The 13,233-nt window shown below is 64.4% G+C and carries 13 protein-coding genes and 1 tRNA gene; 9 read left to right on the plus strand and 5 right to left on the minus strand.

Features of this window, described 5'->3' with window-relative positions:
- Positions 1 to 164 precede the first annotated feature (164 nt).
- Positions 165 to 410 (plus strand): zinc-finger domain-containing protein, encoded by a 246-nt coding sequence (locus Q2941_RS13230; protein WP_027526433.1) that lies wholly within the window; start codon positions 165 to 167, stop codon positions 408 to 410.
- 20 nt (positions 411 to 430) lie between these two features.
- Positions 431 to 1,633 carry an FAD-dependent monooxygenase gene (locus Q2941_RS13235; protein ID WP_458192754.1) on the plus strand — a complete coding sequence of 401 codons (1,203 nt, stop codon included), beginning with the start codon at positions 431 to 433 and terminating at the stop codon, positions 1,631 to 1,633.
- A 15-nt stretch (positions 1,634 to 1,648) separates the two neighbouring features.
- Here the strand turns inward: Q2941_RS13235 and Q2941_RS13240 are convergent, their stop codons facing one another.
- Entirely contained in the window at positions 1,649 to 2,095 is a 447-nt protein-coding gene (locus tag Q2941_RS13240; protein WP_027526431.1) for a hypothetical protein, read from the minus strand.
- Between the two features lie 212 nt (positions 2,096 to 2,307).
- Between Q2941_RS13240 and Q2941_RS13245 the strand changes: the two genes are divergently transcribed.
- Positions 2,308 to 2,396 (plus strand) — tRNA-Leu (locus Q2941_RS13245).
- Between the two features lie 82 nt (positions 2,397 to 2,478).
- Here Q2941_RS13245 and Q2941_RS13250 read toward each other — a convergent pair.
- Both Q2941_RS13250 and Q2941_RS13255 read right to left on the minus strand, forming a co-directional pair.
- Positions 2,479 to 3,060, minus strand: a complete 582-nt coding sequence (locus Q2941_RS13250) for a peroxidase family protein (RefSeq protein ID WP_458192755.1) — start codon at positions 3,058 to 3,060, stop codon at positions 2,479 to 2,481.
- Positions 2,997 to 4,073, minus strand: coding sequence for a peroxidase family protein (locus Q2941_RS13255; RefSeq protein WP_458192756.1), 1,077 nt, complete (start codon positions 4,071 to 4,073; stop codon positions 2,997 to 2,999). Before Q2941_RS13255 ends, Q2941_RS13250 begins: the two co-directional genes overlap by 64 nt.
- 701 nt (positions 4,074 to 4,774) lie before the next feature.
- On the opposite strand from Q2941_RS13255, the gene Q2941_RS13260 reads away from it, so the two are divergent.
- Together Q2941_RS13260 and Q2941_RS13265 are read left to right on the plus strand one after the other, a co-directional pair.
- Positions 4,775 to 6,025 (plus strand): multidrug effflux MFS transporter, encoded by a 1,251-nt coding sequence (locus tag Q2941_RS13260; protein WP_254111761.1) that lies wholly within the window; start codon positions 4,775 to 4,777, stop codon positions 6,023 to 6,025.
- Positions 6,026 to 6,084: 59 nt separating this feature from the next.
- Entirely contained in the window at positions 6,085 to 6,216 is a 132-nt protein-coding gene (locus Q2941_RS13265) for a hypothetical protein (RefSeq protein ID WP_256375318.1), read from the plus strand.
- Between the two features lie 6 nt (positions 6,217 to 6,222).
- On the opposite strand, the gene Q2941_RS13270 is transcribed toward Q2941_RS13265, so the two are convergent.
- Together Q2941_RS13270 and Q2941_RS13275 are read right to left on the minus strand one after the other, a co-directional pair.
- The gene (locus Q2941_RS13270; RefSeq protein ID WP_254111760.1) at positions 6,223 to 7,824 is read right to left on the minus strand and encodes a glycosyltransferase family 39 protein; all 1,602 of its coding nucleotides are present in this window, start codon (positions 7,822 to 7,824) and stop codon (positions 6,223 to 6,225) included.
- 219 nt (positions 7,825 to 8,043) lie between these two features.
- The gene (locus tag Q2941_RS13275) at positions 8,044 to 9,648 is read right to left on the minus strand and encodes an ABC transporter substrate-binding protein (RefSeq protein WP_254111759.1); all 1,605 of its coding nucleotides are present in this window, start codon (positions 9,646 to 9,648) and stop codon (positions 8,044 to 8,046) included.
- On the opposite strand from Q2941_RS13275, the gene Q2941_RS13280 reads away from it, so the two are divergent.
- The 4 genes from Q2941_RS13280 (at position 9,635) to Q2941_RS13295 (ending at position 13,125) form a co-directional block, all read left to right on the plus strand.
- A complete protein-coding gene (locus tag Q2941_RS13280; RefSeq protein ID WP_254111758.1) occupies positions 9,635 to 9,946 on the plus strand; it encodes a hypothetical protein in 312 nt (103 codons plus the stop codon). The genes Q2941_RS13275 and Q2941_RS13280 overlap by 14 nt on opposite strands.
- Positions 9,921 to 11,051 carry a M20/M25/M40 family metallo-hydrolase gene (locus Q2941_RS13285; RefSeq protein ID WP_254111757.1) on the plus strand — a complete coding sequence of 377 codons (1,131 nt, stop codon included), beginning with the start codon at positions 9,921 to 9,923 and terminating at the stop codon, positions 11,049 to 11,051. The genes Q2941_RS13280 and Q2941_RS13285 overlap by 26 nt, the downstream gene beginning before the upstream one ends.
- Positions 11,052 to 11,286: 235 nt before the next feature.
- Entirely contained in the window at positions 11,287 to 12,228 is a 942-nt protein-coding gene (locus Q2941_RS13290) for an ABC transporter permease (protein ID WP_027526424.1), read from the plus strand.
- Between the two features lie 9 nt (positions 12,229 to 12,237).
- On the plus strand, positions 12,238 to 13,125 hold the full coding sequence (locus tag Q2941_RS13295) for an ABC transporter permease (RefSeq protein WP_027526423.1): 888 nt from the start codon (positions 12,238 to 12,240) through the stop codon (positions 13,123 to 13,125).
- Positions 13,126 to 13,233: the final 108 nt, after the last annotated feature.

Here is a 13,233-nt window from a genome sequence, read left to right on the forward strand (position 1 = left end):
ATTGTGTCGAATTTGCATGAGCAAATGAGCATGGGGCAGTTGCAACCTTTTGGTTCCACTGGACTAGCAATCATCTGCACCCCCCAGTATGGTCCGCGGCGTTCAATGATGCCGCGTCAGTTTTGATTGTGTCTGCCGCCATTGCCACTCCAGGATGAGTTCCGATGTCCGACCATGTCGTCCCGCACTTCCACAACGATGCCGGTGTCCCCGTCATCGAAATCGGCTCGCAGGAGTTCATGTGCGTCGGCGCCAACCCTCCGTTCGACCATCCGCACGTCTTCCTTGATCTCGGCAACGACAACGAGATCATCTGCCCCTATTGCTCCACGCTGTACCGCCTCGCGACCGACCTGAAGGCCGGCGAAGCGCGCCCGCCCGAATGCGTGCTGAAGGACAAGGTGGCCTGACCGGCGGCATCCGCTAAGGGGTGGCCGTCTCCCGAACGATCATCATTGCCGGTGCCGGAATCGGAGGATTGACGGCCGCGCTCGCGCTTGCCGCCAAGGGCTTTCGGGTCGTCGTGCTGGAGAAGGCCGAGCGGCTGGAGGAAGTCGGCGCCGGCCTGCAATTGTCGCCCAATGCGAGCCGCATCCTGGTCGAGCTCGGGCTGCAGGACCGGCTCGGCTCGCGCGCGGTGACGCCGGAGGCGGTCAGCATCATGAGCACGCGCGCCGGCGGCGAGCTGATGCGCCTGCCGCTGGGTGCGGCGGCCGCCGAGCGCGCCGGCGCTCCCTATTGGGTGGTGCACCGGGCCGATCTGCAGGCAGCGCTCGCCGCCGCGGTCGCGGACCATCCCGATATCGATTTGCGGCTAGGTGGGACTTTCGAGGACGTCGCCGCGCACGCCAAGGGACTCTCCGTCGTCTATCGCAGCGGCACGTTGCGCCGGAGCGAAGTGGCAAGCGCGCTGATCGGCGCCGACGGCGTCTGGTCTACAGTACGCCAGCATCTGTTTCCGGACGTCGCACCGCGCTTCTCCGGCCTGATCGCCTGGCGCGGCACGTTCGAGGCGACGCAGCTGCCGAAGGAGTATACCTCGCGCCGCGTGCAGCTCTGGATGGGGCCGAACGCCCATCTCGTCGCCTATCCGATCGCAGGCGGACGCCAGATCAACGTCGTGGCGATCGTGCCCGGCACCTGGAACAGGCCGGGCTGGAGCACGCCCGGCGATCACCGCGAGGTGATGGACGCCTTCGCGGCGCCACGCTGGCCAGGCCCGGCGCGGATGATGCTCACCGCGGTCGACAGCTGGCGCAAATGGGCGCTGTTCACGCTGCCCGAGGGCGTCGCGTGGAGCAAAGGCGCGATTGCGCTGGTCGGCGACGCCGTGCATGCGATGCTGCCCTTCGCCGCGCAGGGAGCAGGAATGGCGATCGAGGACGCGGCCGTGCTCGCCGAGCACCTGAGCGGCAACGCCACCGAGAGCGCAGCCAGTATCGCCGCCGCGCTGGCGCGTTATGGCCGGGCGCGCGAGAACCGCGTGAAGCGCGTGCAGCGGACCGCGCGGCAGCAGGGCCGCATCTACCACCTCGCAGGCCCTCTCGCGCTGGCGCGCGATCTTGCGATCCGCACGCTCGGGCCGGAGCGCATGCTGGCGCGGCAGGACTGGATCTATCGCTGGCGCGCGTGAAACGCGACGCTGACTTCAGTGAACGGCGCTGCCGGACTTCGCGCCAGGCGCCGGCTTTGCCCCAGGCTTGGCGGCGGTCGGAGGCACGGGCGGCGCTGGCGGGGGCGTCGGCTCCATGTCGCTGTCGCGGCACTTGTTGCGGCGCCAGTTCTCTTCCACAAGCTTCTGCTGCCCGCGCAGGGAGATATAGTCGTTGCGGTAGGCCAACTCCGAGACCACCGCGCCGCCGGTGCCCGTCTCCGCCTTCGCCATCAGCTTCTCCAGGTCCTCGACGCGCTTGGCGAGGCTCTTGCGCTCGGGGCCGAGCTGCTTGCAGTCCCAGAGCTCGTATTTGCCGGGATCGACGAAGGCCGGGCTGATGGCGTCGCTCACGCCGGCACAGCCGGAGAGCACAGCGCCCAGCGACAGCAGCGCGACCAGCGCAAACGCGCGACGGCGGCGGTTCAGAATCGAAACAGACATGCCGGATTGGTAGTCCCCGTAGATTGACATTGCCTAAAGCAGCCAGAGATGTCCGGATTGAGGCTTGGCCTCATATCCCGGATTGAGGCTTGAGCGGATTGAGGCTTTGCCTTGTGCGGCCGGCTCGCTTAAGGAAGGGCACCCCTCGCCCCGTCCGGGTCCCAAGCCAGGCGGCCAGCAAGGGCTTTAAGTGTTTGATCCCGTTGGATCAAGCGGGCATGGCGGAATTGGTAGACGCAAGGGACTTAAAATCCCTCGGTGCGCAAGCGCTGTGCCGGTTCGACCCCGGCTGCCCGCACCATCACAGGCGCACTTCCGATGCCAAAGGCCCGGCGCGGCGCACCAGGCCCTTGTCTCTCGCGTTCTCGTCAGGCGCGCCGTCCTCAGACCTCGCCGATATACCGCAGCATGTCCCACAGCGTGATGGTGGGCGCGTTGGGCTTGACGACGGAGGTCCAGCCGCTGGCATTGGCGACAGAGCTCTGGTCGTCGTCGAGGATGCCGAAGAAGACTTCGAGCACGATGCGGCCGCCGACCGGGCCGAGCTGGGTGCCGGCGTTGGAATCCTTGTCGGCGACCTTGACGCCGTCCTCGATCTTCATGTCGAACGTGCCGTCGGCCTTGGCGAGGCAGGCCTGGGCTTCGGCCAGCACGTAGAGCCAGAGCGGTGTGCTGTCTTCTAGCTTGCTTGCGTCCGCACTTGGCATTTCTGGCATGTCCTTGAACGACAAGAGGCGCTCGCCGAATACCAGAGGCGGCTGGCTGCTCACGCCGAGCACTGCGGCGACATCCTGGCCCGAGGGCAGCGAGAAATTATAGCCGCGCTTGAGGTTGCGCGCCGCGAGCGAGCGGAACAGCATGTCCTGTCCACCGATCCGCGGCGGCAACACCAGGAGCGGATTCACAAGGCTGGTGTCGATCTTGTAGCTGTATTGCAGGCGGTGTTTGTCGGGCCCGACGTCCACGCCGCCGACCTGTGAGGGGTTGTCGCCCTTGGTACCCGGCGCGAGCTGATCAGTGACGAACACGACCAGTCGATGCGGTGACTCTCCGGCAGGTCGCCGAAGCCGACCAGGCTTTCGGCGGCGTTGTCGGCGCCATCGAAGATGCGGCGCTGGAAATTCTCGTTGAGCCGGTAGGCGTTGCGGATGGCCGAATGGCCGTAGCGATAGGCAGCCCCCGTGAATTCCAGCGGCAGCGCGGTGCGATCGCCCTTCTTGTAGAGCTTGTAGGCCTCATCGCCGTTGGCTGCCCGGTCCTGGACGAAGCTGTCATAGACCGGCTTCTGCACGATGCGCTTGAGGAGGTCGGTGACGATGATCGTCTGGTAGGTGAAGCGGACCTCCTGCTGCGCCGTCTGGAACAGCGTTTGTCCGGTCAGGCCCTGCGACTTGAAGAACGCGATCATCGCATTGTGGAAGTGGATGAAGGCGAGCTGAAGCTGGCAGACGATGGAGTTCTCGTCATTGCGGGGATCGCCGATGATGGCGCGATGGCTGCCGGCATCATCAGGCTTATAGTAGATCGTCGAACGCGGCAGGTCGTAAGGCCGATCCATGTTGGTCGCGAGCCGCCCGTCCTCGTCATACATGAAGGGCGATGCGGACGGCCCGAGGCCGTAGAGGCAATCCATGTCGAGCCGCGGCGTGCGCACGTCGTTGGGGAAGCTCGACAGGCCTGGCGGGAGCGTTGCGAGCGTCGAGCGCGTGTCGAAGGTCAGGTCGTGGTCGATGAACTGGCCGAGATAGGTGTAGGCGGCGGGCACGAAGGGATTTTCCTCGTCGTCCGGCGTATCGGAGGCATCGTCGAGGCCCTGGTCGATCGCCTTGGCGATGATGCTCACGATCGTGTCGGGATCGGAGAGCTGCAACGATTGATACGTGTCGCGCTTCAACAGGCGCATGAAGCTCGCTTCATCGGAACCCTGCCCGCCATGTCCGCCCTGCAACTGGTCGCTTTTCATTTTCATATCCGACATTTCAACGCTCCTTCAAAATGGCTGTTTTGAATCAATTCGCGTTATCGTCGCGCCACGCCCCCATAAATCCATTGCGCAGCGGCTGGCGGCAGATCGCCCTCCAGTTGCAAATTGGTCTTTTAGCCATCCGTCCGGTTCAACGCGGCGCACGTGACGCGTCGATTTGATGCAACACGTGATCGCGCGCGCGACCTTTGCGGTGTTTGCCGATGAAGGATTGAGCAAATGGAACTGTGGCTAGGTTGTATATTTACTATTTCACAACTGTTACACACGCCGCTCGCGTGACGAGACCGTGATGGCTCAGGTGTGAAGTGCGTCACATGCGATCATCTTTCTCGCGAACGATGCGAACAGGCGCGCAGCTGGAAGGGCTATGTGGAGCCCGAATGGGTGCGGCCGGCCAACTCGAATGAAGCTGCAGCTCGCACGGAAGCTCCGAGCTCGGCGGTTTCGGACAAATGCTGGAGCGCTGGGAGAGCAGAGAACGGGACCGAAAACTGTGGGTCTCTTCCTGATAAGGCGTTAGCGCCCATAGCGCGGCACCATTTGGCAGCCTAGGTCGCCCGGCCCAATTCACCATCTCCAAGCGGCGCCAATTCTTGCCGGATTCCTGCCCGCCTACCTGCCATCCCCAAATGTGGGTTGTGCAACGCAGCATGCCTACTAAGACAGCCTCTGCAAATGCAGAGGTAGCTTCCTTGTCCGACGTCAATGCCGACAGTTGGGTGTCCTCGGGACACCGCCCGATGGGGTTTCCGGAATTCGTGATCGTGATCGCCGCCATCATGGCGCTGAATCCGCTCGCGATGGACATGATGCTGCCCGCCCTGCCGAACATCGGGGCGGCTTTCCACATTCCCGTCGCCAATCATCTCCAGCTCGTGCTGTCGACGTTCCTGATCGGGTTCGGCGCGGGACAGTTCGTGATGGGGCCGTTGTCGGACCGGTTCGGCCGGCGGCCGGTGCTGCTCGGCGGCATGACGGTCTATGCGATCGCCAGCGTGCTCGCGGTCGCGGCGCCCTCGTTCGAGACGCTGCTGCTGGCGCGCGCGCTGCAAGGGCTCGGCACCTCGGCAACGCGGGTGATCGCGACCTCGATCGTGCGCGATTGCTATGTCGGCCGGCGCATGGCGAGCGTGATGTCGCTGGCAATGATGGTATTCATCGCCGTGCCCGTGATCGCGCCGTCATTTGGACAAGCGGTGCTGCTGGTGACGCATTGGCGCGGCATCTTCATCGTGCTGATGGCCTACGGCCTCCTGGCGCTCGGCTGGACCGTGCTGCGGCTGCCGGAGACCTTGCCCGAGAGCGAGCGCAAGTCCTTGGCGCCGCGCGACGTGCTCGACGCCTTCCGCCAGACCCTGACCAACCGGCAAACGCTCGGCTACGCGGTTGCCGCGGGCTTCGTCATCGGCTCGCTGTTCGCCTTCGTGTTCTGCGCGCAGCAGGTGTTCACCGGCATCTACCATCTCGGCCATTATTTTCCGCTCGCCTTCGCGGCGATCGCGGCCGGCACCGCCATTGCGGGCTTTGCCAATGCGCGGCTGGTCGGCCGCCTCGGCATGCGCGTGATCTCGCATGGCGCGCTGGTCGGCTATGCCCTCGTTGCCGGCCTCATGCTGCTCACCGCGATCCTGCACGTGCTGCCGCTGTGGCTGTTCATGGTGCTTTCGGCGCTGATGATGTTCTCGTTCGGCATGATGATCGCCAACTTCACCGCGCTCGCGATGGAGCCGCAGGGCCACATCGCCGGCACAGCGTCCTCGCTCTACGGCTCGATCACGACGCTGTTCGGCATCGTCGTCGGCATGACGATCGGCCAGAGTTTTGACGGAACGTTGCTCCCGTTCTCGACCGGCTTCTTCCTGTGCACGCTGGCCGCGCTCGCGGTCGTCGCCGTGGTGGAGAAGGGCCGGCTGTTCCAGCCGCACCATCGCGCGGGCGCTTAAGTCGCGCGCAGGAACTTCCCTCTCCCCTCCATGTTGTCCTGCAGCAATGGAGTTACGACATGGAACCAGAGCGCAAGGATCAGCGCGCGCACGACGTTGACGAGGTCGAGCAGGACGTCTCGGAACGAGAGGAGCCCACCCTGCCCTTCGCGAGCGAAGGCCTCGAGCAGGTGCGCGACACCCACTGTTGATGGAGCTTACTCTCGCGGCGCGCGCCTGCTCGCGCTGAAATCATCTGCGTTGCTGGCGGGCGGATTGTGCCCGTCATCATGCGGCGGCACGAGTAGCACGACGAGCTTGCGCGAGACGCCGCCCCGGCCGAGCAGCGCCGCCTGAAGACTGAATTCACGCCTGACGAAATCGCCGGCACGTGCCGAGGTCTGCTCCATCCAGCCGAGGCAATCGGGCTGGTCGTGGAAGCACAGCGCCGCCCAGCCGCGCTCGAGCGTGCTCTTGCGCGGCAAGCCCCACGTATATTGGTAGGCGAACGGCCGCGAATAATGCGGATGATCGGGGCTGTAGAAGGCGGTGGCAAAGGCCAGCGCATCGTCGCCGCTGACGGCCGAGAGTGGCACGCCGGTGAGATCGCGCCACTGCCGCGTGAGCTCGGCGGCCGCCTCGTGATAAAACTCCCTGCCCTCTTCGTAGCCGTGCGCGTTGCGGTAGGCGGCATGGATGGGCCCCACGACCACGAGCGCGACGAGGCTGACGCCGGCAACCAGCACCGTGGCATTGACGGCATAGAAGCGCTCGATCGGATAGCGCGTGCCGCACACGATCAGCACGACGAACAGGAACAGGCCCTGCAACGCCCATAGCGACGGCAGGTCTGTGCCCACGGCGAGCGAGGTCAACATCGGCAGGAGCAACGTACCGAGCGCGACGTAGAACAGCAGCTTCAATCCTGAATCCATCGCGACAAAGTCCGCCGGCAGGCGTTTCAGCCGGTGACCTGCAATCATTACCCAGGTGACTGCTGCCGCGCTCATCGCCGCAACGAGGCCGAGCGCAAATGACTTCACCTCGCCGATTGCCGTGACGAGGTCGGCATTGGCATGCGTCAGGGCGTAGGAGAAGGTCGGGGCCCCCGTAGTCGCGAGCCAGTGGAGATGCGGCGACAGAGCCAGAAGCCCCGTGACGGAAGAGATCCAGGGCGAGGCCGACATGAAATAAGCGCGGCACGCCGGATGCATCGCCGCGGCGAGCACGAAGCTCGCGACCAGGAAGACCGAATAGTATTTCCCGACCATCGCCAGCGCCGTCGCAAGACCCGCTGCAATGGCCCACCGCACCGCACGCGTCTCGAAGGCGCGCAGGAAGCAGAAGGTCGCGAGCGGCCAGGTCGCCAGCAGCACGCTATTGGCGTTGAAGCGCTGGGCGTGAAATTGGTAGGCCGGCGTCAGCATCAATAACAGCAGCACCAGAAGCCGCTTGTGCCGGCTCACGAAGCGGCGCGAAATCAGGTCGACGAACCACAGCGCCAGCGCGGCGTTGGCCATCGCCATCAACTGCATCGACCAGTCGCTCAACGCGAAGATCGCGGTCCAGGCGGCCGCCACCCACCCCATCAGCGGCGGATGTTTTGGATAACCCCAGGCAAAATGCCGACCCAGCGTCCAGGCCTCGAGCGTGTCTGGATGCAGGCCGGCGCCGAGATAGGCGATCACGAGATAGAGCGTCCAGACTGCGGTGAAGGCGGTGAGCAGCAGCGGCACGGCCCAGCCGGTCTCCACACCATCGAGCCAGCGCAGGAAGGGACGGCGCCAGCGCGCAGGCGCGTGGTCCGAGCGTTCGGCCATCGCCTGGAATGCAAAATCTATCGGCACGTCATTCAAATCGACGGAGGGGAAAAGAGGCGGAAGAGCGGCGCCATCTATTTCAGCCCTCGAAACAAATGGCAACAATCGAAGACTGGAAAAGTTAAAGGCGGTTGCCTGGCCCAATACGCGGATCACGACGAAAATGGCCGGGTACAAAGTACCCGGCCATCATCGTCAAATCGTCAGGCGGCCTGCCGCCTATTCGGACTTGTCCACGTTCCACCACACTGGCGTCGCCGGGCCATCGAGCACGCCGGTGAGCGACTTGCGCCAGGAGCTCGGCGCCAGATACTGCCCGAGCGGGACGTAAATCACCTGATCGTAGGCTTCCTTCTGGATCTCAGTGGCGATCTTCTTCTGCTCGTCGAGCGAGGGGGCGCGCACGAAAGCGTCCTTGAGTTGCTCGATCTTGGCGTCTTCCGCCCAGCCGAACCAGCCCTTCTTGCCCAGGCCGCCGATCGAGAGATTGGCGATCGGGTTGGAGACGTCGGCAGACACCCAGTTGGTGAAGAACATGTTCCAGCCGCCCTCCTTCGGCGGCTTCTGGCTGGCGCGGCGGCTCACCACGGTCTGCCAGTCGGTCGCCTGGAGGTCGACCTTGAAGCCGGCCTCGCGGAGCTGCTGCGCCGCCACGATCGGCTGCGCCTTCAGCGTGATCACGTCGCCGGGCGCCATGATCACGACAGGCGTGCCGTCATAGCCGGATTCGGCGAGCGCCTTCTTGGCTTCCGCCAGGCCACCGCCCTTGACCAGCGTCTCGGAGCCGACGTCGGTTGCGAACGGCGTGTCGCAGATGAAGAAGGCGCCGCACACCTTGTAGTATTTGGGATTGCCGACCAGCGCGTCCAGCACGTCCTTCTGGCTCATCGCCAGCAGCGCTGCGCGCCGCACCTTCGGATTGTCGAAGGGCGGATAGAGAAAGTTCATGCGGCCGAGCGTCTGGTAGCCGAACTTGTTCAGCACCTCGATCTTCAAATCGCTGTTGGCCTCGAGCACCGGCAGCATGTCCCACGGAATGTTTTCCATGAAGTCGATGTCGCCCGATTGCAGCGCGTTCACCGCAGTCTGCGAGTCCGGCATCGTGACCCACTCGACGCGGTCGACCTTCACCACCTTGCCGCCGGCCGTCCAGCTCGACGGCTCCTTGCGCGGCACATAGTCCTTGTTCTTCTCGTAGACCGCCTTCACACCCGGCTGAAATTCAGCCTGCACGAATTTGAAGGGGCCCGAGCCGATCTGCTCGGGGATCTGCTTGTCGGCTGGTGTCTCGGCGAGGCGCTTTGGCATCATGAAGGCGACCCGCGAAGACGGCTTGCCGATGGAGTCGAGCACGAGGCCGTACGGTTCCTTGAGCTTCAGCGTGATGGTCTTGGCGTCGGTCGCCTCCAGGCTGGCTGTGAAGTCCATCAGCTTCTGGCCCATGCCGTCGACCTTGGCCCAGCGTTGCAGCGAGGCGACGCAGTCTTCGGCGGTCACGGGCGTGCCGTCATGCCACTTCAAGCCGTCGCGCAGCGTGAAGGTATAGGTGAGCTTGTCGTCGGAGATCTTCCAGTCCGCCATCTGCGGCTGGATCTTGAAATTCGAATCGGTCGCGATCAACGTGTCGTAAACCATGTAGCCATGGTCGCGCGTGATGTAGGCGGTGGTGAAGATCGGATCGATGATCCTGAGGTCGGAGTGCATCACCGCCGTGATGGTCTTGCCGGCGGCAAGCACCGGCGGGGCCAGTGCCGTGAGCGCGACAGCCGACAGCGCAAGTTTGGAGACGATTGCGCGGCGTCCCCGGCGCATGAAGTGGAACATCGAAGTTTCTCCTGACGTGAAACTGGTCAAAGGCAGGTTATTGGTTGAGCATTCGGATCGTTCCTTAGGCGAACCAACCTCATGCAATGCCTTTATCTTTTCGAGACTTGCAGAGAGCATCGAAAGCGTCAATCCGCTTTCGCTGCATGCCCATGCCGGCGCGCGCACGGGCTCCGCCCTTGCGCGTTTGGTTCTACAACGCGTCACGCCGATCGTTTCCCGACGCGCAGCGATGCGCGCCCCACGCGTTGCGAAGCCTGAAGAGACCGCCCATGAATCCAGCCAATCTCCCCTTTGATTCCGAGGCCATGCTGCAGGGCCTGCGCGCATGGGTTGAATGCGAGAGCCCGACCTGGGACGCGGTTGCCGTAAACCGCATGCTCGACCTCGCCGCGCGCGACATGGCGATCATGGGCGCGACGATCGAGCGCATCGCTGGACGGCAGGGTTTTGGCGGCGTCGTACGCGCGCGCTTTCCGCATCCAAAGCAAGGCGAGCCCGGCATCCTGATCGCCGGGCACATGGACACCGTGCATCCCGTCGGCACCATCGAGAAGCTGAGATGGCGGCGCGAGGGCAACAAATGCTACGGCCCCGGCATCTTCGACATGAAGGGCGGCAACTACCTCTCGCTCGAGGCTATCAGGCAGCTGGCCCGCGCCTCGTTCGCGACGCCGCTGCCGATCACGGTGCTGTTCACGCCGGATGAAGAAGTCGGCACGCCGTCGACCCGCGACATCATCGAGGCGGAGGCGGCGCGCAACAAATATGTGCTGGTGCCCGAGCCCGGCCGGCCCGACAACGGCGTCGTCACCGGGCGCTACGCGATCGCGCGCTTCAACCTCGAAGCGACGGGGCGGCCAAGCCATGCCGGCGCCACGCTCTCCTCGGGCCGTTCCGCGATACGGGAAATGGCGCGGCAGATCCTTGCGATCGACGCGATGACCACGGAGGATTGCACCTTCTCGGTCGGCATCGTGCATGGCGGACAATGGGTCAATTGCGTCGCCACCACCTGCACCGGCGAGGCGCTCTCCATGGCCAAGCGCCAGGCCGACCTCGACCGCGGCGTCGAGAAGATGCTGGCGCTGTCCGGCACAACCAATGATGTCGGCTTCAAGGTGACGCGCGGCGTCACGCGGCCGGTCTGGGAACCCGATACCGGGACCATGGCGCTGTACGAGAAGGCGCGCGGGATTGCCCGCGAGCTCGGCGCGGAGCTGCCGCATGCCAGCGCCGGTGGCGGCTCCGATGGCAACTTCACCGGAGCGATGGGGATTCCGACCCTTGACGGCCTGGGCGTGCGCGGCGCCAATGCCCACACGCTCGACGAGCACATCGAGGTCGATAGCCTCGCCGAGCGCGGGCGGTTGATGGCTGGGCTATTGGCCACGCTGGAATGAATTGAACAGTGTCATTCCGGGGCGCGTCGAGGACGCGAACCCGGAATCTCGAGATTCCGGGCTCGATGCTTCGCATCGCCCCGGAATGACAGTGTAAGCGTCTCGCAAAACGCGTTGGCTGCATCGCAAAAAGCGCGGTCCGGATGGCACGGGAATTGCTGAATTCTTGGGCTTACGGCAGAACCATGCCATGATGGTGCGTGCTGCCGGTTGACTCTAATCTGACGGATCCAACTTGCTCGGATATCTCGTTCGCCGCATCCTCGCCGCCGTTCCCGTGATGGGCGTGGTCGCGCTCTTCGTCTTCCTCCTGCTCCGGCTCACCCCGGGCGATCCCGCCGCGATTCTCGCCGGCGACAACGCGACGCCCGAGCGGCTCGAGCGCATCCGCGCCTCGCTCGGCCTCAACGAGCCGCTGATCGTGCAATTCATCACCTGGATCAACAAGCTCCTGCACGGCGATCTCGGGACGTCGCTGATTTCGAACCTGCCGGTGTTGAAGATGATCGGCCAGCGCGTCGAGCCGTCGATCTCGATCGCGCTCTCCACCATCATTCTCGCCGTCGTCGTCGCAGTGCCGCTCGGCGTGATCGCGGCGTGGAAGCACGGCACCTGGATCGATCGCTTCGTGATGGGCCTGTCGGTGCTCGGCTTCTCCGTGCCGGTGTTCGTGGTCGGCTACGTCCTGATCGAGATCTTCGCGATCGACCTGCGCTGGGTGCCGGTGCAGGGCTTCAAGAGCATCACGGCCGGTTTCGGACCGTTCTTCGAGCGCATCATCCTTCCGACCTGCGCGCTCTCCTTCATCTATATCGCGCTGATCGCGCGCATGACGCGGGCGGCAATGCTCGACGTACTCGGCGAAGACTATGTGCGCACCGCGCGCGCCAAGGGCATCAGCGAGGTCGCGGTCATGATGCGGCATGCGCTGCGCAATGCCGCCGTTCCCGTGATCACCGTGATCGGCACCGGCTTTGCGCTTCTGATCTCAGGCGTCGTCGTCACCGAAAGCGTGTTCAACATTCCCGGCATCGGCCGCCTCACGGTGGATGCGGTGCTGGCGCGCGACTATCCGGTGATCCAGGCGATGATCCTGCTCACGTCACTGATCTACGTCGTCGTCAATCTTCTGATCGACGTCGCCTACACGCTCCTTGATCCGCGGATCAGGTACTGAGGATCAAGCATGTCGGTCGATACTCTTCCCCAATCATCCATCCCGATCACCTCGCCGCTGCGGCCAAAGTTCGGATTCCTCACGTCGACGCCGATCATTGCGGCCGCGACGATCTGCCTCGCGCTGATCGCGCTGATCTCGATCCTCGCGCCGCTGATCGCGCCGCATGATCCGGTTCTGCTCGCGCCCTCGCAGCGGCTGAAGCCCTCCTCCGCGCAGTTCCTGCTCGGCACCGACGCCTTCGGCCGCGATCTGTTGTCGCGTGTGATCTATGGCGGCCGCGTCTCGCTGCTGATCGGGATCGGCTCGGCGATCCTCTCGATCGCCATTGGGCTGGCGATCGGCCTCGTCGCCGGCTTCTTCAAGCTGGTCGATTCGATCATGATGCGCGTCATGGACGGCTTGATGGCGATGCCGAGCATCCTGCTCGCGATCGCCGTCGTCTCGCTGTCGGGCGCCAGCATCTGGACCGTGCTGGTCGCGATCACCATTCCCGAGATTCCGCGCGTGGCACGCCTGGTGCGTTCCGTCGTCCTGTCGGCGCGCGAGGAGCCTTATGTGGAGGCGGCAATCTCGGTCGGCTCGTCACTGCCGAAGATCATGTGGCGCCACCTGATGCCGAATACGATCGCGCCGCTGATCGTGCAAGGCACCTATGTCTGCGCGTCCGCGATCCTCACCGAAGCCATCCTCTCCTTCCTCGGCGCCGGCATCTCGCCGGAGACGCCGACCTGGGGCAACATCATGGCCGAGGGGCGCCAGTTCTTCCAGATCAAGCCCTCGCTGATCTTCTGGCCGGGCCTCTTGCTCTCGCTCGCGATCCTCAGCATCAACCTGATCGGCGACGCCGCCCGCGACGCGCTCGACCCCCGCATGAAGCAGCGGGAGGGCAAGTGATTGTCCCGCCGGCCCTACCCCTTGTTCCGTCATTGCGAGCGAAGCGAAGCAATCCAGACTGCATCCGCGGATTCTGGATTGCTTCGTCGCTTCGCTCCTCGCAATGAC

Source organism: Bradyrhizobium sp. UFLA05-153, assembly GCF_054185185.1.

Excerpts from the sequence above, each read along its gene's own strand:
- Q2941_RS13230 (WP_027526433.1), top strand. The coding sequence starts at position 165 with ATGTCCGACCATGTCGTCCCGCACTTCCACAACGATGCCGGTGTCCCC.
- Q2941_RS13240 (WP_027526431.1), bottom strand. The coding sequence starts at position 2,095 with ATGTCTGTTTCGATTCTGAACCGCCGCCGTCGCGCGTTTGCGCTGGTC.
- Q2941_RS13255 (WP_458192756.1), bottom strand. The coding sequence starts at position 4,073 with ATGTCGGATATGAAAATGAAAAGCGACCAGTTGCAGGGCGGACATGGC.
- Q2941_RS13265 (WP_256375318.1), top strand. The coding sequence starts at position 6,085 with ATGGAACCAGAGCGCAAGGATCAGCGCGCGCACGACGTTGACGAGGTC.
- Q2941_RS13270 (WP_254111760.1), bottom strand. The coding sequence starts at position 7,824 with ATGGCCGAACGCTCGGACCACGCGCCTGCGCGCTGGCGCCGTCCCTTC.
- Q2941_RS13280 (WP_254111758.1), top strand. The coding sequence starts at position 9,635 with ATGAAGTGGAACATCGAAGTTTCTCCTGACGTGAAACTGGTCAAAGGC.
- Q2941_RS13275 (WP_254111759.1), bottom strand. The coding sequence starts at position 9,648 with ATGTTCCACTTCATGCGCCGGGGACGCCGCGCAATCGTCTCCAAACTT.
- Q2941_RS13285 (WP_254111757.1), top strand. The coding sequence starts at position 9,921 with ATGAATCCAGCCAATCTCCCCTTTGATTCCGAGGCCATGCTGCAGGGC.
- Q2941_RS13295 (WP_027526423.1), top strand. The coding sequence starts at position 12,238 with ATGTCGGTCGATACTCTTCCCCAATCATCCATCCCGATCACCTCGCCG.